Here is a 26,752-nt window from a genome sequence, read left to right as displayed (position 1 = left end):
TAACCCAGCCATCAGACTCATCATCAACAACGGATGAGTCAACAACCTCACAACCTAACGAAGAGGTTACAGTCACCCCTACTCCTGGTGAAGATAATACAGAGCTAACACCTACCACGCCGGATGTTGAGCCAACTCCCGAAGTGACACCTCAAACTCAGGATGATGTCTGGAAGCGCATTGGTATGCAGCTTTACATGGATACCCCTGAGCATAAAAGCGTTGACTACTACCGTACTTGGTATCTCAAACACCCTAGTCACCTAAGAACCGTATCTCGTCGAGCTGAACCTTTCTTATATCTGATTGTTGAAGAAATTGAGAAAAGAGAACTCCCACTCGAGCTAGCTCTGCTCCCTATTGTTGAAAGCTCCTTTGATGCTTTTGCGTACTCACATGGCAGTGCTGCAGGTCTTTGGCAGTTCGTCCCTGCTACTGGTGAGTACTTTGGTCTTGAACAAAACTTTTGGTACGATGGCCGCCGAGATGTAGTTGCCGCAACCGATGCTGCTCTCACCTACCTAAACCGCTTAAACAATCGATTCGATGGTGATTGGAATAACGCAATCGCCGCTTATAACAGTGGTGGTGGCCGTGTTAATAGCGCGATCAGAAAAAACCGCAACTTGGGTAAGCCAACTGACTTTTTCTCACTGGATTTACCAAAAGAGACCAGTGGTTATGTACCTAAACTGCTCGCCTTGGCCGACATTATCGCTAATCAAGAGAAGTACGGTATCGAAATCCCTGCTATTTCAAACACACCCGTCGTTGAATTGGTACAACCGAATGAGCAACTCGATCTCGCCATTGCCGCTGACTACGCCAATATCACAGTTAAGCAGTTACAAAGCTTAAACCCAGCTTACAATCAGTGGGCAACTGCGCCCGACAATCATCAACAGCTGTTACTTCCTATCGACTCGGTTGAGTCTTTCAATCAAAAAGTTGAAGAGAACCGTGGCAAAGGAATGCGACTCGTCCGTTACCAAGTTCAATCTGGTGATTCCTTGAGTGTTTTAGCGCAAAAATACAACACGACAACGCGTGTTATACAGACAGCCAATAATCTGCCAAATCATAGTATTCGTGTCGGTCAGCACCTGATGATTCCAACCTCCACTCAAGATGAAAAAGCGTATGCGTTGAGTTCTGCGAATCGCCTAGCTCAAACACAATCACGTGCAAGAGGGCAATATAAGCTGACTCATACCGTCGCGAGCGGGGACAGTCTTTGGACCATCGCGAGAGCGAATAAGGTTTCTCATCAATCTTTGGCTAAATGGAATGGGATGGGGCCTCGAGATACACTGCGTATCGGTCAAGAACTGGTAATTTGGAAGAATGGGGCCGATGGCGCGATTATTCGAACCGTTTTCTATAAAGTTCGTTCAGGAGACACGATCAGTGGCATTGCAAGTAAGTTTAAAGTAAGAAGTAACGATATCGTAAAATGGAATGCATTGAATAAAGGCAACTACCTACAGCCAGGTCAGAAATTGAAACTGTATGTCGATGTGACTAAGGTTAGCGTATGATCCCTTCTAGTAACCCTTTGATTATGCTTGTAGATATATTCCGATCGCCATCTTCAGCGTTTCTGACTCTACACAAGCATGCTGTTTGGGGATGGCAACCCTACCTGTTTTTGATCCTAAGCCCCTTCTTATTTTGGGGCGCTTACTTTGATATGGTCAATGTCGAGTGGCTCTTTGCTGAGTTATCGATTCAGCTAGCTCAAACAAACCCAGAACAACTGGAATTGCTTGATGCAAACACACTCATGGCCAGTGAAATCATCACCGACATTATGGGTCGTACTGGTACCATTTTCATGTTGGCATTTTGGTTTAATCTTGCTACCAAAAGCAGCCAACAGCCTCAGGGTTTCTGGCGTTGGTTTGCTGCCAGCTCGGTAATTATGTTCCCAGCAGTCATTGGTGATTTTGCGAGTTATGCCAGTGCGCTACTCAAGCATGGGCAAGTTATGGTTTATGCCGCTGATCTCAATAGCCTAAATGGCCTGATTAAGTTACCACTCACTCATGATTGGTCTCAATTTGCTAGCTCTGTACCCCTACTTCTGCCTTGGTATATCGTACTCGGTTACGCAGCTGTCCTAACATGGACAGAGTTCGAACGAGGCCAAGCCCTTGTAATTTCAGCACTGCCTTGGTTGGGTTACTTTACCATTTGGGCGGCTTTCATCGCGTTAACATAATGTTTAGCCAAGAATAAAGCGCATTAAGTGGCTCTATAACATAAAGCGCACAATTAATGGGTTATGATCAGAAGCATCGCTTGTCGGTGCTTCTGCTGTTTCTAACGTAAGACCACGGTAAAACAGGTGATCAAGCGCTAACCCATTAATGAATTCGGTTCTATTATCCGGAGAAAAATGCACCGTTTTTAACGCCAAACGATCTATCACCAGCCCCATTTCCGCCATTCGTTCCTCATTCCAGCTATTAAAGTCCCCAGCAAATATTATCGGCCCTTTATGTGTGTCTAACTCTTCTGCTAATACTTTTAATTGCTGACGATACTCCTCGACGCCATAAGTAAAATTCACAGCATGAATATTAACCACCGCGAGTTCTTCACCATTAGACAAGGCGTACAAAGAATAGAGAGCCGATTTAGGTAGGCGTAACCAAGGCTCTACCTCTAAATAAGCACAAGCGATGGATGGAGAGTATGATGCAAGAGTCAAAACGCCCGATGAAACGTCAAACGCCTTAAATGCTTCAACTTGATTCCCTTGCCACTTTTTATCCAATACCCATCGCTTAAGTGACTCTGTCATACTTGCCTCTTGCAAAAGGATAAGGTTACTCGTGCTTGAAAGGGTATTGAGTGCTTGTTGCCAATTAGGTCGATTTTGCTTATAGATATTCCACACTAGCACCTCCAACCCTCCGTCACTATCTATCGCTTGTGTTACTGATTCCTTATGGCACTGAAGCGTCGAAGACGTCGTTGAGTCAACCTTAGTCACGCTAGGTTGATCTGAAACTGAAAATATCGAATATGTTGAGGCTGTTCCAACAAGAGCAAGCACTAACGTTAACATGAGTAAATATTGTTGTTTCATAGACCTTAATTTCAATAGGTGACTAATTTTAAAAACAGGGAGTAGCAAAGAAAATCAGACCAGATAACTAACCTACTTTTAGGGGAAAGTATGAACAAGGTGAATAGAAAAACCAATCCTGCTAGTAACAAAAAGCACAGAAGGGATTAGAACGCCCCCCTTCTAAATCAATAAAATAAAGGAGCCAAATGGCCCCTTAGATTGCATCTTCATCTTCTTCGCCAGTACGAATTCGCACGACACGTTCAACATCTGTGATAAAGATTTTTCCGTCACCAATCTTACCGGTTTGCGCTGTTTCAATAATAGAGTCAACACACTGCTCAGCAACATCATCCGTCACGACAATTTCAAGTTTTACTTTAGGTAAGAAATCAACCATGTACTCTGCACCACGGTAAAGTTCAGTGTGACCCTTTTGACGACCAAAACCTTTTACTTCAGAAACTGTCATTCCTGTAATGCCGACTTCAGCTAATGCTTCACGAACATCGTCTAATTTAAATGGCTTAATAATCGCTTCAATTTTTTTCATCTTCATCCCTTAAGGTCAATAACTTACTTATTATTGACTAGCTAAAACCAACAATCAATACACGAGAGAGTGGCTAATAAAAAGCCCAAGCAACAGGCTCGGGCTTTCGTTAATAAATCTAACTACTTCAAGCTTGAGTAATAAGCCGCTAGGTTAGCGATGTCTTCATCACTCAGAATGCTTGCTTGAGGTTGCATAACGGCAGCATTACCACCATTACGCTCTTTATTTTTGTATGCGTTAAGAGAAGAGATCAGGTATTGCTCATTTTGTCCTTTGAGGTGAGGATACCCTGGGATCATTGCGATGCCATCAGCGCCATGACACGCCGCGCAAATTGCTGCTTTAGCTTTACCTGCTACCGCGTCGCCAGCAAGAGCCTGACCGCTAAATAAACCCATTCCTAAGATTAATCCAATTGCTACGTTTTTCATTGCTTTTCCCTGTTCTTATTTTAATGTGACTTCTAGCTCGGCTAATTGTACACAAAATCAGAATGATTGTTCCACATAACTTCACAATCTTGCCCTTGGTACTCTTTATCTACAAACAGTCCCAACACAGCAACAACTCGATTTTCATTCATTAATATGGGTATTCTGCGCCTTTGCCAGCTCGGAACACTATATTCTTGGAATAGTTTTTTAAGCTTGCGACTATGATTACGTGACACTGGGTGCGCTGACAATCCTTGAGGCTCAAAAATAACATCCAGATCACCACTGACACTTCGAATTGAGATTGAATGAGAACACTCTTTTAAGTCCGTTGATTGAGATGATTTTTCCAAATGAGGCTCACAGATTATGAGCTCTCCAAGTCCATCAGGAAGCAACAGTGGTTCATTCGTTTTGAGTCTTCCTTTCCACGCTGTGATATCCGCCATTTTGCGGATTAAATATAAGTATTGGTTAAACCGTCTCACTTGACCACCAGCAACGTTAAGCTGTGGGTTAGCGTCTTGTTGTGCGCCAATAATCTGTTCGATAATTAACTCTAGGTGCTGGCGACTGGGCATAAGAAATCCACAGCGTTCAAACCACATACGAATAAGGTGCTGCTGTGCAAGCACACTTTGTTTTAATAGTGATGCAATATTCAAAGGCGGAAGCGTTAAGGGGCTCTTCTCCCCCATTATCGCATCAAGGATAGGGCTTAAAAGTTCATCAAGTAATGTCTCCTGTTCAGCACATAGTGCGGCACTTCGCTGGACTGATTGATGAAAAGAGGGCCAACGTTCAACCAACGGAGGCGTAATAGAATGTCGAATAAAGTTTCGATCAAATCGGCTGTCTTGATTGCTTTCATCTTCAATCCAATCTAGACCCTGCTTTTTAGCAAATTCACTAATCTGTTGTCTAGTTGCACTTAAAAGAGGACGAACCTGACGGCCCGAATAAAACGGTAACGATTCGCCCATTGACGATAGCCCCTTAGGGCCACTGCCTCGCTTAAGCGCAAGTAGGAAAGTTTCTATTTGATCATCACTATGTTGGCCCGTTAAAAGCAAATCATTGTCACCGATATAGTGCTTTAACGCTTGATAGCGAGCATCTCGTGCTAGTTTCTCTAGGCTTTGCCCACTTTCACGGTCCAACGAGACATATTCAACAAAGAAAGGGATATTTAGCCGATGACACCAACGTTGACATTGAGTTGCCCAGTCGTCCGCATTGTCACTCAAACCATGGTGAACATACACAGCCCGGCAATCGACCTCGGCAGTCTCTCTATATTGGCTCAGCAATTCAAGCAACACTCGAGAATCCATGCCGCCACTTAAGCCGAGGGTAATGCGTGAATTGGCTTTTAGGTTTTCCTCGATAACTCGAGAAAAAAGTGACAATAGTTGGGTCATCAAAATACTCTAATCGTGTTAATGAGCTTCATTTTACTTCAACCGCTCTACAGCACCAAATATCAGATATAAAAAAAGAGCTAACTCATTAGCTCTTTGCAATAAACAACTTTGGTTACTTAACCAGCCTTGGCTTGTCAGTAACTAGCGCAAATAATTAACGCAAACAAACAACGCAAGTAACTAGCGGCTTTATTAGCTACAGTAACCGTAGCTCATTAGGCGTTGGTAACGACGCTCAAGCAGAGACTCATTGTCAAACTGTTCTAGTTCTTCAAGCTGCTTCATCAGTGTTGCTTTAATGTTCTGTGACACTTCTGCGTAGTCACGGTGCGCGCCGCCTAGTGGCTCTTCAATGATCTCATCAATCAGCTCAAGCTCTTTTAGGCGTGGTGCGATAAGGCCCATAGCTTCAGCAGCTTGTGGGGCTTTGTCTGAATCTCGCCATAAAATTGAAGCACAACCTTCTGGTGAAATTACAGAGTACGTTGAGTACTGAAGCATGTTTACGTAATCGCCCACACCGATAGCCAATGCACCACCAGAGCCGCCTTCACCGACAACATTACAAATAACCGGTACTTTTAAACCAGCCATCACTTTTAAGTTTTTCGCAATCGCCTCAGACTGCCCACGTTCTTCAGCACCAACACCTGGGTATGCACCCGCTGTATCGATAAACGTAATGATTGGCATCTTAAAACGCTCAGCCATTTCCATCAGACGAAGTGCTTTACGGTAGCCTTCTGGTTTAGGCATACCAAAGTTACGCTTAACCTTTTCTTTGGTCTCGCGACCTTTTTGATGACCAATAACCATCACAGGACGGCCTTCTAGGCGAGCGATACCACCAACAATAGCTTTATCGTCAGCGAAAGCTCTATCACCAGCTAGTTCTTCAAATTCCGTAAATACACTTTCAACATAGTTCAAAGTGTAAGGGCGTTGTGGATGACGAGCTAACTGAGCCGTTTCCCACGCACCAAGATCACTAAAAATCTTCTTTTTCAGCTCTAAACTTTTCTTTTCAAGCTGCTGAATTTCTTTATCTAAATCAACGGCTGTATCACCTCCATGGCGAGATACATCACGTAAAGCTTCAATTTTTGCTTCTAGTTCAGCAATTGGCTTTTCAAATTCAAGAAAGTTGAGGCTCATCTATTGATCCTTTATCTACTTAGCTTCTTCAATTGAGCTAAATTTTAGTTAAATTCGAGTTCTACTTGGGTACGACCAAGTAGCTGTTTCAATTCGTCTATTAATATATCACTTGGCGTTACTCGCCATTCGGTGCCGAGCGTGAGTCGAGCTCGAGCATCTGGTCGTTGGTAATATATATTGACAGGGACAGTCCCTGCTCGGTGAGGCTCTAGAATTTGGCTAAAGCGCTCAAAAAATTGATTATTTATTTGGGATTCGTTAATAGAAACGGATAGACCTCGAGCATATTTTTCTCGGGCGGTTCCTAGATCCAAAACTTCGCGCGCGGACATTTTAAGACCACCATTGAAATCATCAAAGCTGACCTGTCCCGAAATCACCAATATTTTATCTTTTTCTAACAATTCTGCGTACCGATCGAGCGCATCGGAGTATAACATCACTTCCATACGACCAGAACGGTCATCAATCGTCATCAAACCAATACGAGTGCCACGTTTGGTGGTCATGACTCTAGCAGCAATGACTAACCCTGCAATCGAAACGGATTGATCACGTCTTGTTGGTGTCGCGTCTTTTAATCGACAACTGGTGTACTTAGCCAGCTCTTTCAAATAGGCGTTAATTGGGTGACCAGTTAAATACAGACCTAGTGTATCTCTTTCTCCCTCTAACCACACCTTTTCAGGCCAAGGATCGACTTTAGTGTACTTGGTCTCAATAACATCGGCTTCTTCGGTTAGAACACCAAACATATCACCTTGACCAAACGCTTCAGCTTGGTGATGTTGGCTTGCTCCTTTTACAGCATCTTTTAGTGATGCCATGAGTGCCGCTCGGTGTGGTCCCAGTCTGTCTAACGCTCCAGCGTAAATAAGCTTTTCGATCACACGCTTATTAACCCGTTTTAAGTCAATACGAGCACAGAAATCAAACAGATCTTTAAAGTGACCACCGTTATTGCGCGCCTCTAAAATCGCTTCGATTGGTCCTTCACCAACCCCTTTAATAGCACCAATACCGTATACAATCGCGCCAGTTTCATCCACATTGAAGCGATAAAGGCCTGCGTTGATGTCAGGTGGAAGTAATTTTAGCTTCATGCGAATACATTCATCCACCAAGCCAATCACTTTCTCAGTGTTATCCATATCCGCCGTCATTACCGCTGCCATGAATTCAGCAGGGTAATGGGTTTTTAACCATAATGTTTGATAAGAAACTAATGCATAAGCCGCAGAGTGCGATTTGTTAAAGCCATAACCCGCGAACTTTTCTACTAAGTCGAAGATTTTCATCGACAGCTCGCCATCGACACCGTTAGCTATCGCGCCCTCTTTAAAGGTGCCACGCTGCTTTGCCATCTCTTCTGGTTTTTTCTTACCCATCGCACGACGAAGCATATCGGCCCCACCGAGTGTATAACCCGCTAAGATCTGCGCGATCTGCATTACTTGTTCTTGGTATAAAATAATGCCGTAAGTCGGTTCTAACGTCTCTTTTAGCGAATCGTGCTGCCACGTTTCATCAGGATAAGATACCGCTTCACGACCATGCTTACGGTCGATAAAGTTATCAACCATGCCTGATTGCAATGGACCCGGACGAAATAGTGCTACCAGTGCGATGATATCTTCAAAACAGTCCGGTTGAAGTCGTTTGATCAGATCTTTCATCCCGCGAGATTCAAGCTGGAATACCGCGGTTGTTTCCGAATTTTGTAGCAAATCGAATGAAGCTTGATCATCAAGCGGGATTGATTCAATTCGTACTGGGTCTTTGCCCTCTTTTTTAAGGCGAGGGTTAACTAATCCAAGCGCCCAGTCGATGATGGTCAGCGTTCGCAGCCCTAAGAAGTCGAACTTAACCAACCCTGCCGTTTCTACGTCATTTTTATCAAACTGAGTAACCGGGAAGTTACCCTCTGAATCTGCATAAATGGGCGCAAAATCGGTAATGGTGGTCGGTGATATAACAACACCACCCGCATGCTTACCCGCATTTCGCGTACACCCTTCTAAAATACGACACTTATCGATAAGCTCTTTAACTTCATCATCGTTATTGTAGAGTTCTGGTAGTGCAGGCTCAGCATCAAACGCCTTAGTGAGCGTCATTCCCGGATCTGGCGGAATAAGCTTTGAAAGGCGATCAACAAACCCGAATGGGTGACCAAGTACACGGCCAACATCTCGAATAACGGCTTTCGCTGCCATGGTACCAAACGTGATGATCTGAGATACCGCATCACGACCGTACATCTCAGCTACGTGATCAATAACCTGATCACGTTTATCCATACAGAAATCGATATCGAAATCGGGCATCGAGACACGTTCAGGGTTCAAAAATCGTTCGAACAGCAAATCATACTCTAGAGGATCGAGATCGGTTATATCGAGTGCGTATGCCACTAAGGAACCTGCACCGGATCCTCGACCTGGGCCAACAGGCACATCGTTATCTTTTGACCACTGGATAAATTCCATTACGATCAGGAAGTAACCGGGAAAGCCCATGTTATTAACAACTTCAAGCTCAATCTGCAAACGTTCATCATAAGCAGGGCGTTTCTCTGCACGCACTGCTTCGTCTGGAAATAGGAATGCCAGTCTGCGCTCTAGCCCTTCCTGGGATTTTTTGATCAGGAAGTCTTCAATTTTCAGCCCTTCCGTCGGGAAGTTTGGTAGAAAATACTCGCCAAGGCGGACGGTAACATTACAACGCTTAGCAATCTCAACGCTGTTTTGTAGAGCTTCAGGGATATCAGCAAATAGCTCACACATCTCTTCTTCACTGCGAAGGTACTGCTGAGCACTGTAGTTCTTAGGACGTCGTGGATCTTCTAAGGTAAAACCATCATGAATCGCGACTCTAATTTCGTGCGCTTCGAATAAATCTTCTGTCAGAAATACAACTTCATTGGTAGCGACAACTGGAAGATCGCGCTGCTCAGCAAGTTCAACTGCAAAATGAAGGTAAGTTTCCTCGTCAACTCGACCAGTGCGGCTTAGCTCTAGATAGAAACGATCTTCAAAGTGTGTTTTATAGAAAGTCACACACTCTTCAACAAGCTCATTATTACCTTTAAGTAACGCCTTACCTATCTCGCCACTTTTTCCTCCAGATAGGATAATAAGGCCTTCTGAAAGCTCTACAAGCCACTCTTTATCGATGACAGTTTGGTGTAGCACCTGTCCACGCAAGTACGCTTTTGATATCAACAGCGTTAAGTTTTTATAACCGATATTATTGAACGCTAGGATGGTTAGCCTTGAGAACTCGTCACCAAACTCTTTAGATTGGACTAGAAAGTCAGTGCCAATAATCGGTTTAATGCCACAGTTATGTGCCGTACCGTAGAATTTGACTAGGCCACATAAGTTGGTGAAATCTGTCAGTGCCATTGCTGGCATGCCCATTTCCGCCACTTTTTTTACCAATGGCGGGACTTTTGACAAGCCATCGACCATTGAAAAGTCACTATGAACACGAAGATGAATAAACTTTGGATCTGACATGAATGGGTTCCTAAGCGACATCAATTCAAAATTTTAGACGCCGTTGATAACATATTGGGTATTCGCTGACGCCATTTTACGTTAATAGCGGAAGGAATAAAGTGTTGCGCTGATTTAATCAGGCAGAGAGTGACTCTGCCCTTACTATTTATCTGAGCTATTTTATTGCTTAACTATTTGATTGCTTATCATTGTGGTTTTTGGGTTACTCAATGCCAAGTACTCTTTTCACAGGCTTAAAGCTTTTTCGATGCTCTTTAATGACACCGAATTCTTCAATGGCAGCAAAGTGCGCTTTGGTTGGGTAGCCTTTGTGTTTCGCAAAGCCGAATTGAGGGTGAATTTTGTCTAACTCTTCCATCTCTTGGTCTCGAACCACTTTAGCAATAATAGAGGCGGCACTTATTTCAGCCACACGAAGATCGCCCTTAACCACAGCCTGAGCATCCATCGATAGTTTTGGCACTCTATTCCCGTCAATAAGCGTGAGATCCGGTTGAATAGTAAGACCAGCCACCGCGCGCTGCATTGCAACCATCGTCGCTTGTAAGATATTAAGCTCGTCAATTTCTTCCGGAGAGCAACGACCGACAGCCCATGCGAGCGCTTTCTCTTTTATTTCAGGTAATAGCGCTAAGCGCTTTTTCTCTGAAAGCTTTTTAGAGTCGTTTAATCCTTCAATTGGGTTATTTGGATCAAGAATGACGGCTGCCGTAACGACATCCCCGACCAAAGGCCCACGACCAACTTCATCAACGCCTGCAATATATTGATAGCCCAACGGATATTCAAAAGGGGGAAGCTCCTTTTTGTCCGTTTTTTTTCCAGTCATCGTTTTACCAGTCATCGTAACTCTATCTCTCAATTAACTTCAGCACCGCATTCGCGGCTTGTTGGTCGGCGTCTTTTTGAATCCACTGATGCATTTCAGTAAATTTTTCAATCAGTTCAGAATTGTCACTCTCCAGTACCTTTTCCATTGCAGGGTAAAGAAAATCAGGATGACACTGTTCTTGAATGAACTCTTTCACAAGCTCTTTACCCGCTAAGACGTTAGGCAAAGAGACAAACTCTGTTATTGAGAGCTTTTGCGCAATCCAGCCTGTCAGTTTATTCACCTGGTAGCCTACTACCATAGGGCGCTTCACCAGCATACACTCAAGTGCAACGGTACCAGATGCAAGTAACACGGCGTCAGAAGCCGTCATCACATTGCGGGCGGTATCCTCAATAATGACAAACTCCAATTCTGGTGCGGTCTCTTTCCAGATAGTTTCGAATTGCTCTCGGCGCTTCTTATTCACTGCTGCGACGACAAAGCCCATATCAGGGTACTTTTTATGGATGCGCTGACAAGTTTCAATAAACGGTTTAGCAATCAGTCCCACCTCGCCTCCACGACTACCAGGTAGAACAGCAAGCCATTGACGTTTTTGCTCTAAGCCTAGTAGCTCCCGAGCTTTCGATTTATCTGTTTCTAATGGAATAGCATCAGCCAGTGTGTGACCAATAAATTCGCATGCGACGTTGTACTTATCGTAAAAGGCTTTTTCAAAGGGCAAAAATGCCAACACGAGATCCGTTGCCGCATCAATTTTAAAAATACGCTTTGGACGCCAAGCCCACACTGAAGGGCTGACATAATGCACGGTTTTGATACCATTATCTTTGAGTGTTTTTTCAAGCCTTAGATTAAAGTCTGGCGCATCGATACCGACAAACACATCGACAGGGTTTTGCTTAAAATACTCCACCAATTGTTTTTTAACACTCAGCAGGCGACGCAATCGACCAAGAACTTCCACTAACCCCATGACCGCAAGCTCTTCCATATCAAATAGAGACTCACAACCTTGAGCAATCATTTTTGGCCCACCAATGCCGACAAATTCGGCATTCGGGTACTGGCTCTTTATTGATCGAATAAAACCTTCACCTAAAGTATCACCGGATAACTCTCCTGCAACGATGCCAATTCTCAAAGGTTTACTCGATTGTGGTAACTTTTCTTGCGACATGGTGCACCTACATTCCTGTATTCTTAAAACAAAAAAGATCGCTAAATAATAGCGATCTTTCATTTACTCTTAGCAGCACTCGTTAGCGAATAATGCCACGCTCTGAGCTCTCTAACATATCAATCATTGGCTGGACAGAAGCGAACTCGCTGGCCATTTCCGCCAGAATCGGTTTTGCTTCTTCTAGCGTTTTACCCGTACGGTAGATCTCTTTGTATGCCTTTTGCAGAGCTCGAATTTCCGTTCTCTCAAAGCCATTACGTTTCAAGCCAACCAAATTTAACCCAAACGGAGTCGCATGGTTACCTTGAGCCAATACATACGGTAGAACGTCTTGAACCACAGCTGAACAGCCACCGATGTAAGCGTACGCACCAATCGAACAGAAAGGGTGAATTGCGGATAATGCCATCACACCGGCGTAATCACCCACTGTGACATGCCCGCCTAAAATAGCGTTATTGCCAATGTGAGTATGATTACCAACAATCACATCGTGAGCAATATGAGCGTTTACGCAAAGTAAGTTATCATCGCCAATAACGGTGGTCGCTTTATCTTGCGTCGTTCCACGGTGGATCTGAACACTTTCGCGAATAACGTTGCGATCACCAACAACTACCGTTGTCGCTTCCCCGCCATATTTCTTATCTTGGTTCTCTTCGCCGATAATGGCGTAGGGAAAGATTCGGTTATCTTTGCCTATCGTCGTATTACCTTTGATGACAATGTGCGACATCACTTCGGTGTTCTCGCCAATCGTTACATTACCTGAAATATAGGTAAACGGCCCTACCGTAACGTTCGCTTCAATCGTTACATCACCTTCAATCACTGCTGATGGGTGAATTTTTGCGGATTCGTGAATCATATTAGAACTCTCGACGAGCACATTTTAGCTCTGCAGAACAGACAACTTCGTCGTCAACTGTTGCTACACCATTAAAGGCCGCAATACCGCGACGCTCTTTAATAAATTCAACCTTGATAACCATTTGGTCACCAGGTACTACTGGTTTACGAAACTTTGCTTTATCAACACTAGCAAAGTAGTAAAGCTCATTATCTGCCGGAGCACCAAACGATTTAAAGCCCAGAAGACCTGTTGCTTGTGCCATCGCTTCTAAGATCAATACACCTGGAAAGACAGGTAGCTGAGGGAAATGACCGGTGAACTGTGGCTCGTTTACTGATACGTTTTTAATCGCAGTTAAGTGCTTCTCTTCTTCATAATCAGTCACACGATCAATTAGTAAGAATGGGTAGCGATGAGGAAGTAACTCCTGAATTTCAGTAATGTTCATCGTTTTGTTTTCACTAGTCAAAGTCATATTCCTATGTCGTAAAGCTATAAAAAATGTTGTCAGTCATTATTGTTCAATATGATAGACGAAAAAGACTCGCTTTTCGCGAGCCTTTTAAAAGAAAGTTGGAATTAGGATTCCGCTTTCGGTGTTAATTGTTTCTCAACGGCTTTTAATCGCTTGTTCATGTCATCAATACGATGAACACGCGTTGCGGTTTTCCGCCACTCTTTATTCGGCTGTAATGGGATACCAGAGGAGTACATTCCTTTTTCGGAAATACCTCTCATCACCATGCCCATACCGGTTATCGTCACACCATCAACAATCTCGATATGGCCATTAATAACCGTACCACCACCAATGATGCAGTATTTACCGATTGTTGTGCTGCCTGCGACAATCGTACCACCAGCCATCGCCGTACCATATCCGATGTGCACGTTATGAGCGATCTGAATTTGGTTATCAATGATAACATTATCTTCGATAACCGTATCTTCTAGTGCACCGCGATCAATGGTCGTACATGCGCCAATTTCAACGCGGTTACCAATGCGGACAGTCCCTAGTTGAGGGATTTTAATCCACTCACCTTTTTCATTGGCATAACCAAAGCCATCGGCACCAATCACTGTATTAGCTTGAATCAGACAATCATTGCCAATATTAACTTCGTGATAAACAGAAACATTAGCCCATAACTGGCTATTACCACCAATTGATGCGTTTTTGCCAATAAAGCAACCCGCACCAATGGTGACATTATCACCAAGTGTCACACCCGACTCGATCGTAGCATTAGCACCAATAGAAACATTAGTGCCTAGGACAGCGTCTTCTGCAATCACAGCAGAAGGAGCAATCTGGTGAGCCGATTTTGGCGTTGTGTCTAATGCCTGAGCGACTTTCGCAAAAGCAACATAAGGGTCATCAACAACAAGTGCATTACCGTGAAAGTGCTCACGCTGCGCTTCTTTAAGCATCACAACCGTCGCATGACAATCTGCCAAGTGCTTTGCGTATTTAACGTTAGATAAAAAGGTAACGCTACCTTCTACCGCTTTATCCATTGGAGCAACGGTGGAGACGGTTTGATTCCCATCTCCATGTAGCTCACCACCCGTGATGGTTGCCAATTCGGCTAAAGTTAATGTCTTCATATTATTTCAGTGATTCGATAACTTTTTCAGAGATATTGAACTCTGGCTTAGCGTATTGAAGAGCCTGAGCTTCAACGATTAAGTCGTAGCCTTCTTTCTCTGCAATCTTAGTTACTGCGTCTTGAATAAGCTTGAACAGTTTTTGCTTCTCTTCCGCTTCACGACGTGCAGAAGCTTTCTCTAGAGACTTACCTTTAATTTGGAAGTTACTCTCTAGTTGGCTAATTTCTACGCGAAGCTTATCCACTTCACCCGCTGTCATCAGCTCACCATCACGCTGAAGCTTCTCCATTTTTGTTTGAGCTTGAGCTTGAATCGCTTGAAGCTCCGCCGCTCTATCTTTGAACTCTTCCTGCATTTTTTGCAGAACAACTTCACGTTGAGGCAGAGCTTGGAAGATTTGCGCTGAATTAACATAACCAACTTTTTGAGCCGCTTCTGCAGCGTGTGCAAACATTGAAGAAGTTAATACTACAAGGCTAACACCAGCCGCTTTCATGATATTTTTCAAAATAGTTTCCTTTATTAGAAGGTTCTGCCAATTGTGAAGGTAAATGTCTCTTTGTCATCGCCTTCATAACTCTTAAGTGGTGATGCCAATGAGAAGACCAGAGGGCCCATCGGAGACATCCATTGTAATGCTACGCCATAAGACGCACGATAATTGGTTGGATCTGAGTAGTCGTAGTAATACTGGCTACCATAATCGGCACCAGAATCTCGATAATCGAACTCGGTATCCCAAACACTTGCTGCATCCACAAAGAAGCTGGTACGGATTTGGCTACGTACTTCATCTGATGCAAATGGGGTTGGAACAATTAGCTCTAAACTTGCTAAGGCAATCGCATTACCACCCACTGAGTCATCGGTTGCCGTATCATTACCGTTGTTTGAACCAGAGTAATCACGATAAACCGCTTTAGGACCTGCCGAGTTAGAGCCAAAGCCACGCAAGGTAGTAAAACCACCCGCGTAGTAGTTCTCATAGAACGGGAACAAGTTATCTTGCCCATCCGTTTGACCATAACCATTACCGTAACCCAAACGACCGCGCATCAAGAGTGCAAAATCATGTTTTTGTGTTAATGGGAAGTACTGCCTAATATCGTACTGCACTTTAAAGTACTGAACGTCAGAGCCAGGTACGGTCATTTTATAAAATGCACGTTGGTGATTACCTGCAGTTGGGAAGTAACCACGGTTTAGATTGTTACGCGTCCAAGAGATATTGATATCGAAGTCATTGGTATTCAATGCGCCATCGCTATCAATATTGCTCGCTTGAGACGCTAGGAATTGTTCTACCTGTAAGTAAGGCGATAGGTTACCGATCTTGTTATGTGTATAACCAGCGCCAAGTTCGAAGAAGTTCAATTCATTCGCCCAGCTACCCAGTGTCATACTTGCGCCATAACTTTCGTTGGTATAGTCAACAATGCCCGCTTCAGAGGCTTCAAATTCGTTATAGAAGACCTTACCACCAAGACTCACACCGTCGAGAGTCCAATATGGGTCACGATAATCTAAGCTGATGTTCTTTTGATAATCGTTCATCATTGCGTTGATACCAACTCGGTTGCCTGAGCCGATGAAGTTATCTTGCTGTAGTCCGACTTGGAAACTCACACCCGATTCAGTGCCGTAACCAACACCAAAGTTAATACTACCGGAGTTCGCTTCTTTTACGTTGTAGACCAAATCAACTTGGTCTTCACTGCCAGGGACACGAACTGTCTGAACATCTACAGTCTCGAAGAAACCTAACCGGTTAAGACGCGATTTACCCGTCTCGATCGACTTAGAGTTGAGCCAGCTTCCTTCCATTTGACGCATCTCACGACGCATGACTTCATCACGAGTCGAGTTGTTACCGACAAAGCGAATATCACGGACATAGATTCTATTTCCGGCTTCAACGTTTATGACCAGTGAAACTTCATTCGTCTCATCATTGAACTCTGGCATGGTTCTAACTTGTGGATAGGCGTACCCTGCCTCACCAAGAACCCGCTTGATCTCTTCTTCAAGTTGCGTGACTGAAGAGCCGTTATACACCGAGCCATTTTCAAATGGCACCATCTCTTCAAATTCTGATTTTTTACCAATTAACTCGCCACGAAAATTGACGTCTTTGATGGTATATGCATTGCCCTCATTAAGGCCAAGGGTAATGTACACACCTTTTTTATCAGGTGAGATCGCAACCTGTGTTGAGTCAACTTGGAATTTCAAGTAGCCGCGATCTAGATAAAATGAGCGAAGTGCTTCAATATCACCGGCCAATACCTGCTTCTGATACTTGTCATCAGCAAGGAAGTTCCACCAGGCAACATCAACATTCAAATTGAAACGGCCAACTAGCTCTCTATCATTGAAAACCTCATTACCAATAAAGTTAATCTGCTTAATTTTCGCAGAGACACCTTCAGTAAAGACAAATTTTAGGTCTGAACGATTACGTGGAAGAGGCGTAACAACGGCTTGAACCGTCGCATTATATTTACCTACGCTGTAATAGAAATCTTCCAACCCTTTTTCGATGTTTGACAGCGTAGTACGATCAAGCGCCTCACCTTGTCGAATACCTGAGGCATCAAGGTTCTGCTGAAGCTGTTCTTCTTTGATCGCTTTGTTGCCCGAAAAAGAGATACTTGCGATGGTTGGTCGCTCTTTAACTTGAATCACCAACACATCATTGTCACGAAGAACTTGTACATCTTCAAAGTTACCTGAAGCATAAAGAGACTTTATGATCTCGGCGACATTCTGACTATCAACGTTATCACCAATACGAACAGGCATCTGCAATAGTGCTGCACCAAGAGCAACACGCTGTAAGCCTTCAATTTGTATGTCTTGAACAACAAAGTTCTCTGCGCCATTTGCGGAAACACTTGTCGCTAACAAGGTTGCAAATAGAATCTTTTTAATCGCCATATTTGTTTAAGTTATTCCTTTACTGCACTACAACCTGAGCCCTGCTTACAGGCGAGAAAAATCATTAAAAATTGCGATTGCCATAACTGACAAAATAATTGCACCACCTACTCGAAAACCCATTTCTTGTACCTTCTCTGGTACGGGACGACGAATAACTGCTTCGATAGCAAAAAATAGTAGGTGTCCACCATCAAGCATTGGTAGAGGCACTAAGTTAATAATACCCAAATTAATACTAATTAACGCTAAGAATCCTAAAAAGTACACTAAGCCATAATCGGCGGTGGTACCTGCGCCTTTAGCGATTGAAATTGGGCCACTTAGGTTATTTAAGCCAATATCACCCACCACCAGCTTCTTCAGCATAGTCGCGGTTAATCCAATGACTTGCCCCGTCTTTTCAATCGACTTACCGATAGATTCAAATACACCATATTGGAGATCAAATCGATATTTTTCAGGCCATTCTGAGACTTCCGAACCAATTCCGGCAAAACCTATGGTGTTTCCTTGATGATCTTTACGACTATTCGGCGTAATGACTAAATTCACTATTTGGTTATTTCGTTCAACCTTCAACTCAATCGGCTGGTTTGGGTGGCTCTGGATTGTCTCTACCAGCTCTTGCCAATTTTTCAAATCAACGCCATTAACCGCAATTAACGTATCACCCACTTCCAAGCCAGCCTGTGCTCCTGCTCCGTCGTCAGAGACATTAGCCAATGTCATCGATACTGCAGGCGTGTAAGGGCGAAAACCTAACGTCCCCATAGCAGACTGTTTTTCTGGATCAAAGTTCCATTCGGTTAAGTCAAGAATCTTCGTTTCTTCAACGCCGACTCGATTTTCATCTGCGACGGTTAACGTAAGCTGCTTATCACCAATATGAGCAATGATGCCCATGTTGACCGATTCCCAGTCCGCTGTTTTGACGCCAGCAACTGCGGTAAGTTCCATACCAGGAGTTAACCCCGCGTCTGCTGCAATCGAATATGGGGTCACTTCACCTACCACAGGCTTCACCGCAGGAACGCCAATTAAAAAGACCAACCAATAAGCAAAGATAGCGAAGGCAAAATTAAATAAAGGGCCAGCAGCAACGACAGCAGTGCGCTGAATTAAGGGCTTTTTATCAAAGGCGAGGTGATACTGATCTGGCGTAAGTTCGTCGACACGGCTATCAACCATTTTGACATAGCCACCTAAAGGTATCATCGACAGGCTATATTCAGTGCCATCTTTACCGACTTTCTTCCAGAGTGATTTACCAAAACCAATAGAGAACTTTTCGACTTTGATACCACATCGACGAGCAACCCAAAAATGGCCAAACTCATGCACCGCGACAAGGATACCTAATGCGATAACAAAAGAGGCAAAGTTCCACAGGATACCAGTCATAATTTACACTCTCTCAATATCTGATTTGTCATTTGACGCGCCATTTTATCCACCTCAAGCAAGCTTTCCAAGTCTAAGGGCTGTGAATAAGAATCAGTTGCGCACACTTTAGACATCACCATCTCATTAATTCGAGCGATATCCGTAAAACCGAGTTTTCCTTGTAAGAAAGCATCCACATTAATCTCGTTAGCCGCATTAAGCGCTGTCGTGATATGTTGCCCCTCGAAGCAAGCATCAATCGCGAGCTTTAAACAAGGATAACGTGCGTAATCTGGCTCTAAAAAGGTAAGCTCACCTAGCTGAGTAAAATCTAAACCTGAAACACCAGAAGGGACTCGTTTTGGATAAGCCATGGTCGATGCAATTGGTGTTGCCATATCTGGCTGTCCCATTTGTGCGACAACTGAACCATCACGATACTGAACCATTGAATGAATAACCGATTGCGGATGAATGATCACCTTTAATTGCGGTTTAGCAGCGTTAAATAACCATTTAGCCTCAATGTACTCTAGGCCTTTGTTCATCATCGTTGCTGAGTCCACCGAAATTTTCGGCCCCATAGACCAGTTGGGATGTGCTATCGCTTGTTCTGGAGTTACACCTTTAAGAGACTCGATTTCGCTATAACGAAAAGGACCACCAGAACCGGTTAGCAAGATATGTGATATACCATGTTCATCAAGGCTGCAATGGCCTAAATTAGTCTGTATATCACTTGGTAAGCATTGGAATATTGCGTTGTGTTCACTATCGACAGGTAGAAGCTCTGCACCATATTGTTTCACGGCATCAACAAACAGTTGCCCAGACATCACTAATGCTTCTTTATTAGCAAGTAATACTCTTTTACCGGCTTTGATAGCGGCCATGGTTGGCAGAAGACCGGCGGCGCCTACTATCGCGGCCATCACGGTATCTACTTCCGCTAACTCTGCTACTTGGCAAGTCGCTTCCTGTCCAGCCAGCACTTCGATTGAGGGGTGCGTTGAGGCCAATGCTATTTTTAACTTTTGAGCCGCATTAATATCGGCCATAACAGCAAATTTAGGCTGCCATTTCTTACAAAGCTGGAGCATTTTGTCGACATTGCTGCCCGCAGCAAGAGCAACAATAGAGAACTGCTCTGGGTTTTGCTCAACAACTTTAAAGGTGCTTGCACCGATAGAACCTGTTGCACCTAAAATTGTTAGCTTGCGCATAATTGTAACCGTAATTAAGTTGTAACCGTAATTTGATATGATGGTTCATTATTGCTTAAAGAGCTAAGCGACAAAGTATCATCGCGATAACCGATTGATTCCGTATAACCCATCAAATGTTATTCTTTAATTCCGAACTTTTTAAAAGCGCGACTTTAAAAAAGAAAGTATAGAAGAGCAAACACAGGAAAAGCAGCAGTTAGGCTATCAATTCGATCAAGCACCCCACCATGGCCAGGAATGATATTGCTGCTGTCTTTGATTCCAGACACTCGCTTAAACATACTCTCAACCAAATCCCCAAGTACAGAAATAACAACCGTTACTAAGGTAATCACAATCATAACGGTTGGGCTAGAAAACTCTAAACTGAACCATTGAGCGGTAAACCAAGCAATAATCACTGCAGTAATAATCCCGCCAATCAAACCTTCGATCGTTTTATTGGGGCTCACTGATGGCGCCATCTTACGTTTACCAAAAGCTCGACCAGCGAAGTAAGCGCCACTGTCTGCAGCCCAAACGATTAAACACACGAACAAGACAAGCTTAGCGCCATAATATTCATCAACATCAATGCCTTGAGCTCTCAATAAAATAGCACTCCATAAAAATGGGAGTAGAGTCAATATGCCGAAGGCGTGTCGCAAAACGTTGGAGTCTTGCCACGACTTACTGGAATTAGGGTAAGTAATTGCGAGAGCACTTGAGTAGATCCACCACGCGCCGCCAATACCCAAAATGAAATAATGAATAGGCTGTATAGTATTGAGGCTCGAAGCGTCTATTGAAATCAACAGAAAACTCAACGTGGTCACTACCGCTGAGGGTACAAGTGCTCGAATACGAGTTTTATGTTCAACAAATTGAGTCCACTCCCAGAAACCTATCCCTGTTACGACCAAGATAGCTAGAGTAAACAGTGCCAGCGGTAGCTCAAAAATCCCCAAAATAACCATGGGAGCTAAAATAAGTGCGGTTATAATTCGTTGCTTCAAACTAATGAATCCTTTATTGATTTTCCATCAGTGCTTTAATTTGATTTCCCGTACAACCAAAACGTCGCTCACGGTTCACAAACCAAGTCACAGCTTCAATTAAGCTATCTTCACCAAACTCAGGCCAGTAGATTGGGGTAAAATAGAGCTCAGCATAAGCGAGTTGCCATAACATAAAATTACTAATCCGACACTCTCCACCTGTGCGAATCAATAGATCAACGGCAGGAATATCTGACATAGAGAGGTGTGAGGTAATCAGGTCTTCACTGATTGAGTCAGAGCTTAGTTTTCCCTGCTCGACTTCAATCGCGATTGTTTTCATTGCTTGGGCTATATCCCACTTACCACCATAATTGGCCGCAATGTTCACTACCATTCCGCTATTAGCTGACGTCTTTTCTTCTGCTTGAGCTATTTTTGTCTGCAAACGCTCACTAAATCGGCTTTTATCGCCAATGACTCGTAAGCGAAGATTATTCTTATGAAGCTTCTTAACCTCTGTTGATAAAACAGTAAGAAACAGCTCCATTAACACACCAACCTCTTCTTCTGGTCGTTGCCAATTTTCACTACTAAAAGCAAACAGAGTAACGGCTTCGATACCAAGTCTAGCAGCACTGCTTATGGTCTTTCGAACGGCAGCAACGCCATTTTTATGCCCAAAGACTCTCGGTTTCCCTTGAGCTTCTGCCCATCGGCCATTTCCGTCCATGATGACGGCAATATGTTTTGGTAGGGCTTCGGATGATAAGTGAGTATTTGACATAGAAGTTGTTCGGGGGGTTGGGCGTTAGATATAAGAAAGCGCTATGCCATTTAACACAGCGCTTAAAAGACAATGAAACAGTATGATTATACTTCCATTAACTCTTTTTCTTTTGCAGCTAGCGTCTCGTCTACTTTCTTAATAGCAGCGTCAGTCAGCTTTTGAATTTCGTCTTGTGCTTTACGATCTTCATCTTCAGAAATCTCTTTATCTTTCAAAAGACCTTTAAGATCACCGTTAGCATCACGGCGAATATTACGGATAGCAACACGACCACCTTCAGCTTCACCACGTACAATCTTAACTAGGTCTTTACGACGCTCTTCCGTTAGTGGTGGAAGTGGTACGCGAATAACTGTACCTGCTGACATAGGGTTTAGACCTAAATCAGACGTTAGGATTGCTTTTTCAACTTTAGGTGCAAGCTCACGATCGAATACTGTAATAGCAAGAGTACGAGCATCTTCTGCAACAACGTTAGCAACTTGATTCAACGGAGTTGGTGCTCCGTAGTACTCTACAGAAAGACCAGAAAGCAAACTTGGGTGTGCACGACCAGTACGAATCTTGATTAGGTTGTTCTTCAGTGCTTCGACACTTTTTTCCATGCGCTCTTGCGCGTCAGTTTTAATTTCGTTGATCACAATTTCACCTTGATATGTGTTCTTAGTATAAGAAATCTGCTCTGGGTTAAGCTTTTCTAGTTTAAGCTGTTTTTGGTTCAAAACCAAAATTTGCCATCACAATAATTCAACTGCAATGGCATCGGGACATTACTCAGATTCGCTGATTAATGTGCCTTCTGTTTCACCCATTACCACGCGACGTAGTGCGCCTGGTTTATTCATATTGAAAACACGAATTGGCATTTTATGGTCACGTGCTAGTGTAAACGCAGCCAAATCCATCACTTTGAGTTCTTTTTCAAGAATCGTGTTGTACGACAGAGTATCATATAACTCTGCATCAGGGTTAGCGACAGGATCCGCAGTAAACACACCGTCTACTTTCGTTGCTTTTAGTACAACGTCTGCTTCAATTTCAATGCCTCGTAAACACGCCGCTGAATCTGTTGTGAAGAATGGGTTACCTGTACCTGCTGAGAAGATCACAACACGGCCATGACGTAACTGGCTGATAGCGTCAGCCCAGTTGTAATCATCACATACACCTTTAAGTGGGATAGCCGACATAACGCGAGCATTCACGTAAGCACGGTGTAATGCATCACGCATTGCAAGGCCATTCATTACCGTTGCAAGCATACCCATATGGTCACCAACAACGCGGTTCATACCCGCTTCAGCAAGGCCTGCACCTCTAAATAGGTTACCACCGCCGATTACGACACCAACTTGAACACCAAGTTCGACCAATTCTTTTACTTCTTGAGCCATACGATCAAGGATTGTAGGGTCAATACCAAAACCTTCTTCGCCTTGTAGCGCTTCGCCACTCAGTTTTAACAGGATACGTTGATACGCTGGTTTAGGGTTCGTAGTCATGGAGTTTACCTTCCAAAAAGTGATAGTTTTGATTAACGGTCATGGATAAACATTCTACGCAGTTTAGAACATCAATATTTATCGATCACAGCAAATCATCAAGCGCTTGTCGTAAAAAGACCGCAGCCTAGGCTACGGTCTAATATTTAAGCAGAAAAGGGATTAACCTTTTTGAACCGCTGCTACTTCGTCAGCAAAGCTCATTTCAGCTGCTTTCTCGATACCTTCACCAACTTCTAGACGAACGAAGTTAGTTACTGTAGCGCCTTTCTCTTTTAGCATGTCGCCAACAGATTTCTTAGGCTCCATGATGAAAGCTTGACCAGTTAGAGAGATTTCACCCGTGAATTTCTTCATACGGCCAACAACCATTTTCTCTGCGATTTCAGCTGGCTTGCCTTCGTTCATCGCGATTTCAACTTGAACTGATTTCTCTTTCTCAACAACGTCAGCAGGTACGTCAGTTGGTTTCAAGTAGTCTGGCTTAGAAGCAGCAACGTGCATAGCAACGTGCTTAAGTGTTTCAGCTTCGCCTTCACCAGCAACAACAACACCGATTTTCTCACCGTGACGGTAAGAAGCTAGTGCAGCACCTTCAACGTATTCTACGCGACGGATGCTGATGTTTTCGCCAATCTTAGTTACTAGAGCAATACGTGCTTCCTCAAACTTAGCTTGAAGTGCAGCGATGTCTAGACGCTCAGCTAGAGCAGCAACAGCTACTTCTTCAGCAAACGCTAGGAAACCAGCATCTTTTGCTACGAAGTCTGTTTGACAGTTTACTTCAAGAAGAGCTGCAACACCGCCCTCTTCTTTAATGATGATTGTGCCTTCAGCAGCAACGTTACCAGCTTTTTTAGCTGCTTTCGCTGCGCCAGATTTACGCATATTTTCAATCGCTAGCTCAATGTCGCCTTCAGCAGCAACAAGTGCTTTTTTACATTCCATCATGCCCGCAGCTGTGCGTTCACGAAGTTCTTTTACTAGAGCAGCAGTTACAGTTGCCATTCTCTATTCCTCAGTTAATTCGAAATAAGGTAAAAATCAGGGGCCAATATTGGGCCCCTGATGCTAACTAATACTCAATCGATGCACACTTTATAAGATGCACCCATTTAGCATGGCTCAGAGCCGCTATTATTCAGCTTCTACGAAACCGTCTTTCTCGCCCGCTAGAGCAGCAACATCTTTGTTACGACCTTCAACAACTGTTTGTGCAACAGCGTTTAGGTAAAGTTGTACTGCACGGATTGCATCGTCATTACCAGGAATGATGTAGTCAACGCCGTCTGGGTTAGAGTTAGTATCAACTACAGCGTAAACTGGGATACCTAGGTTGTTAGCTTCTTTAACTGCAATGTGCTCGTGATCAGCATCGATTACGAATAGAGCGTCAGGTAGGCCGCCCATATCTTTGATACCACCAAGTGATTTCTCTAGCTTCTCCATTTCACGAGTACGCATTAGAGCTTCTTTCTTAGTTAGTTTATCAAATGTACCGTCTTGAGCTTGAGCTTCTAGCTCTTTAAGACGTTTGATTGACTGACGAACAGTTTTGTAGTTTGTTAGCATGCCGCCTAACCAGCGGTTGTTAACGTAAAACTGGTTGCTTGCAACAGCAGCTTCTTTAACAGCTTCAGACGCAGCGCGCTTAGTACCAACAAAAAGAACTTTACCTTTCTTCTCGCCAACTTTAGCTAGTTCAGCTAGAGCTTCGTTGAACATTGGTACAGTTTTTTCTAGGTTGATGATATGAACTTTGTTACGAGCACCAAAGATGAATGGCTTCATTTTTGGGTTCCAGTAACGAGTTTGGTGACCGAAGTGAACACCAGCTTTAAGCATATCGCGCATTGATACAGTTGCCATTTTAAAATCCTCTATGGGGTTAGGCCTCCACACTCCCCATGACTCCGACCCCTAACATCTATCTACTTAATGTACATAGTTTTACTGTTGAGGCACCCCGGAACATGTGACGGAATGTGTGTGATTTAAATTAAAGTGTGTGGAATACAACAATCAATCTCGCAGACAACTTCTAGCAGAGCTAGAGAATCAGAGACAATTGACCGTTATTCCGGCGCGCTTTATACCATATTTTCGCACTCTATGGCTAGTAAAAAATCCGTTCTAAGCCGTCTCAGCATTGTGGTATATACTATGACTATATGAAAACACGTAGAAAATATGAGTCTTTAGACAAATACACTTTGTTTACACTTCCTGATAGAATGCGACTCATTACTATCGATAGCTCCTATTAATTGGTCGAGAATTAGCGCAAATGTCTATAAAAATCAAAACCCAAGAAGAAATTGAAAGAATGCGTATAGCCGGAAAACTGGCCGCTGAAATTCTAGAGATGATCGAACCTCATATTAAAGAGGGCGTCACCACCGATGAGTTAAACACTATTTGCCATGATTATGCGATGGAACGCGGTGCTTATTCTGCTCCCCTTGATTATCACGGTTTCCCAAAGTCAATTTGTACCTCGATTAATCATATTGTGTGCCACGGAATCCCTGCGTCACAAGATGAGAAAGGCAGTAACGGTCAGCTAAAACCAGCAGTACTAAAGAATGGCGACATTGTTAACGTCGACATCACCGTTATCATTCCAGATGATGAAAATGCTGATCTAAGTACTCGCCCACAAGGCTACCACGGCGACACCTCTAAAATGTTCCTTGTTGGCGATGTATCTCCTGCCGACAAACGCCTTTGCATGGTCGCGCAAGAAGCACTTTATGTTGGAATGCGCAAAGTAAAACCAGGGGCAACAGTAGGTGATATCGGTACAGCAATCGAGAAATACATCAAAGAGAACAATAAAAAGAACCCACGTAACAAGTTCTCAATCGTAAAAGACTTCTGTGGGCACGGTATTGGGAATGAATTCCATGAAGAACCACAAGTCGTGCATTACAAAAATAGCGACCGCCGTGTACTGAAAGAAGGTCACTGTTTTACTATTGAACCTATGATTAATGCAGGTAAATTTGGTTGCTCTGTTGATGCTGAAGATGATTGGACAGTTTACACTGGCGACGGAAAAAACTCAGCTCAATGGGAACATACGCTTCTTGTTACCGCAACAGGCTGCGAAGTGCTAACGTTACGCAGTGATGAAACCATTCCTCGCTTAATGAAAAACTAATTCACACCTTGTCGAAGAAGAGATGTTTCATAACCGCCCTCTTCATTAGTAATAAAGTGATTCAAAACTAACTTTAATATCCCTGCAATGCAGGGATATTTTTTTATCCGCCCC

At 43.6% G+C, this 26,752-nt stretch carries 23 protein-coding genes and 1 pseudogene; 3 read left to right on the top strand and 21 right to left on the bottom strand.

The genetic code is table 11. From position 1 onward, the window contains the following. Positions 1-119: 119 nt before the first annotated feature. A pseudogene (locus tag KP803_RS04905) lies at positions 120-1,538 on the top strand (LysM peptidoglycan-binding domain-containing protein); the annotation flags it as partial. Further along, positions 1,535-2,221 carry a YIP1 family protein gene (locus KP803_RS04900; protein ID WP_248007712.1) on the top strand — a complete coding sequence of 229 codons (687 nt, stop codon included), beginning with the start codon at positions 1,535-1,537 and terminating at the stop codon, positions 2,219-2,221. The pseudogene KP803_RS04905 and the gene KP803_RS04900, both read left to right, overlap by 4 nt. Before the next feature lie 33 nt (positions 2,222-2,254). Here the strand turns inward: KP803_RS04900 and KP803_RS04895 are convergent, their stop codons facing one another. The 21 genes from KP803_RS04895 to rpsB form a co-directional block, all read right to left on the bottom strand. Continuing rightward, positions 2,255-3,094, bottom strand: a complete 840-nt coding sequence (locus KP803_RS04895; protein ID WP_248007711.1) for an endonuclease/exonuclease/phosphatase family protein — start codon at positions 3,092-3,094, stop codon at positions 2,255-2,257. Positions 3,095-3,290: 196 nt separating this feature from the next. After that, on the bottom strand, positions 3,291-3,629 hold the full coding sequence (gene glnB, locus KP803_RS04890; protein WP_198599315.1) for a nitrogen regulatory protein P-II: 339 nt from the start codon (positions 3,627-3,629) through the stop codon (positions 3,291-3,293). A 122-nt stretch (positions 3,630-3,751) separates the two neighbouring features. Further along, entirely contained in the window at positions 3,752-4,063 is a 312-nt protein-coding gene (locus tag KP803_RS04885; protein WP_248007710.1) for a c-type cytochrome, read from the bottom strand. A 41-nt stretch (positions 4,064-4,104) separates the two neighbouring features. Then, on the bottom strand, positions 4,105-5,487 hold the full coding sequence (gene tilS, locus KP803_RS04880) for a tRNA lysidine(34) synthetase TilS (RefSeq protein WP_248007709.1): 1,383 nt from the start codon (positions 5,485-5,487) through the stop codon (positions 4,105-4,107). Between the two features lie 195 nt (positions 5,488-5,682). Next, positions 5,683-6,645, bottom strand: coding sequence for an acetyl-CoA carboxylase carboxyl transferase subunit alpha (accA, locus tag KP803_RS04875; protein ID WP_248007708.1), 963 nt, complete (start codon positions 6,643-6,645; stop codon positions 5,683-5,685). Between the two features lie 44 nt (positions 6,646-6,689). Further along, positions 6,690-10,169: a DNA polymerase III subunit alpha gene (dnaE, locus tag KP803_RS04870; protein ID WP_248007707.1), complete on the bottom strand. Its 3,480-nt coding sequence runs from the start codon at positions 10,167-10,169 to the stop codon at positions 6,690-6,692. Between the two features lie 205 nt (positions 10,170-10,374). After that, a complete protein-coding gene (gene rnhB / locus KP803_RS04865; protein WP_248007706.1) occupies positions 10,375-11,016 on the bottom strand; it encodes a ribonuclease HII in 642 nt (213 codons plus the stop codon). 7 nt (positions 11,017-11,023) lie between these two features. Next, a complete protein-coding gene (gene lpxB / locus KP803_RS04860; protein ID WP_248007705.1) occupies positions 11,024-12,187 on the bottom strand; it encodes a lipid-A-disaccharide synthase in 1,164 nt (387 codons plus the stop codon). An 82-nt stretch (positions 12,188-12,269) separates the two neighbouring features. Continuing rightward, the gene (lpxA, locus tag KP803_RS04855) at positions 12,270-13,058 is read right to left on the bottom strand and encodes an acyl-ACP--UDP-N-acetylglucosamine O-acyltransferase (protein WP_248007704.1); all 789 of its coding nucleotides are present in this window, start codon (positions 13,056-13,058) and stop codon (positions 12,270-12,272) included. Position 13,059: 1 nt separating this feature from the next. Then, entirely contained in the window at positions 13,060-13,512 is a 453-nt protein-coding gene (gene fabZ / locus KP803_RS04850; protein WP_248007703.1) for a 3-hydroxyacyl-ACP dehydratase FabZ, read from the bottom strand. Between the two features lie 110 nt (positions 13,513-13,622). After that, positions 13,623-14,654: a UDP-3-O-(3-hydroxymyristoyl)glucosamine N-acyltransferase gene (lpxD, locus tag KP803_RS04845; protein ID WP_248007702.1), complete on the bottom strand. Its 1,032-nt coding sequence runs from the start codon at positions 14,652-14,654 to the stop codon at positions 13,623-13,625. 1 nt (position 14,655) lies between these two features. Further along, positions 14,656-15,156 (bottom strand): OmpH family outer membrane protein, encoded by a 501-nt coding sequence (locus KP803_RS04840; RefSeq protein WP_248007770.1) that lies wholly within the window; start codon positions 15,154-15,156, stop codon positions 14,656-14,658. 23 nt (positions 15,157-15,179) lie between these two features. Then, a complete protein-coding gene (gene bamA, locus KP803_RS04835) occupies positions 15,180-17,594 on the bottom strand; it encodes an outer membrane protein assembly factor BamA (RefSeq protein WP_248007701.1) in 2,415 nt (804 codons plus the stop codon). A gap of 45 nt (positions 17,595-17,639) precedes the next feature. Continuing rightward, positions 17,640-18,998, bottom strand: a complete 1,359-nt coding sequence (gene rseP, locus KP803_RS04830) for a sigma E protease regulator RseP (protein ID WP_248007700.1) — start codon at positions 18,996-18,998, stop codon at positions 17,640-17,642. After that, entirely contained in the window at positions 18,995-20,203 is a 1,209-nt protein-coding gene (gene ispC, locus KP803_RS04825; protein WP_248007699.1) for a 1-deoxy-D-xylulose-5-phosphate reductoisomerase, read from the bottom strand. The genes rseP and ispC overlap by 4 nt, the downstream gene beginning before the upstream one ends. A 155-nt stretch (positions 20,204-20,358) precedes the next feature. Beyond that, the gene (locus KP803_RS04820) at positions 20,359-21,201 is read right to left on the bottom strand and encodes a phosphatidate cytidylyltransferase (protein ID WP_248007698.1); all 843 of its coding nucleotides are present in this window, start codon (positions 21,199-21,201) and stop codon (positions 20,359-20,361) included. A gap of 13 nt (positions 21,202-21,214) precedes the next feature. Beyond that, positions 21,215-21,970 carry an undecaprenyl pyrophosphate synthase gene (gene uppS, locus KP803_RS04815; protein ID WP_248007697.1) on the bottom strand — a complete coding sequence of 252 codons (756 nt, stop codon included), beginning with the start codon at positions 21,968-21,970 and terminating at the stop codon, positions 21,215-21,217. A gap of 86 nt (positions 21,971-22,056) precedes the next feature. After that, positions 22,057-22,614 carry a ribosome recycling factor gene (gene frr, locus KP803_RS04810; RefSeq protein ID WP_248007769.1) on the bottom strand — a complete coding sequence of 186 codons (558 nt, stop codon included), beginning with the start codon at positions 22,612-22,614 and terminating at the stop codon, positions 22,057-22,059. A gap of 129 nt (positions 22,615-22,743) precedes the next feature. After that, the gene (gene pyrH, locus KP803_RS04805) at positions 22,744-23,475 is read right to left on the bottom strand and encodes a UMP kinase (RefSeq protein ID WP_248007696.1); all 732 of its coding nucleotides are present in this window, start codon (positions 23,473-23,475) and stop codon (positions 22,744-22,746) included. Between the two features lie 162 nt (positions 23,476-23,637). After that, on the bottom strand, positions 23,638-24,483 hold the full coding sequence (gene tsf, locus KP803_RS04800; protein WP_248007695.1) for a translation elongation factor Ts: 846 nt from the start codon (positions 24,481-24,483) through the stop codon (positions 23,638-23,640). Positions 24,484-24,612: 129 nt separating this feature from the next. Continuing rightward, the gene (gene rpsB, locus KP803_RS04795; RefSeq protein WP_248007694.1) at positions 24,613-25,344 is read right to left on the bottom strand and encodes a 30S ribosomal protein S2; all 732 of its coding nucleotides are present in this window, start codon (positions 25,342-25,344) and stop codon (positions 24,613-24,615) included. A gap of 418 nt (positions 25,345-25,762) precedes the next feature. On the opposite strand from rpsB, the gene map reads away from it, so the two are divergent. Then, complete coding sequence (gene map, locus KP803_RS04790) at positions 25,763-26,638, top strand: type I methionyl aminopeptidase (RefSeq protein WP_248007693.1); 876 nt, start codon at positions 25,763-25,765, stop codon at positions 26,636-26,638. Positions 26,639-26,752 lie beyond the last annotated feature (114 nt).

The sequence above is a fragment of the Vibrio amylolyticus genome (assembly GCF_023145695.1).
GTDB classification, from domain to species: domain Bacteria; phylum Pseudomonadota; class Gammaproteobacteria; order Enterobacterales; family Vibrionaceae; genus Vibrio; species Vibrio amylolyticus.
The sequence above is the reverse complement of the archived record's forward strand: the minus strand, read 5'-3'. Positions and strand labels throughout refer to the sequence as shown.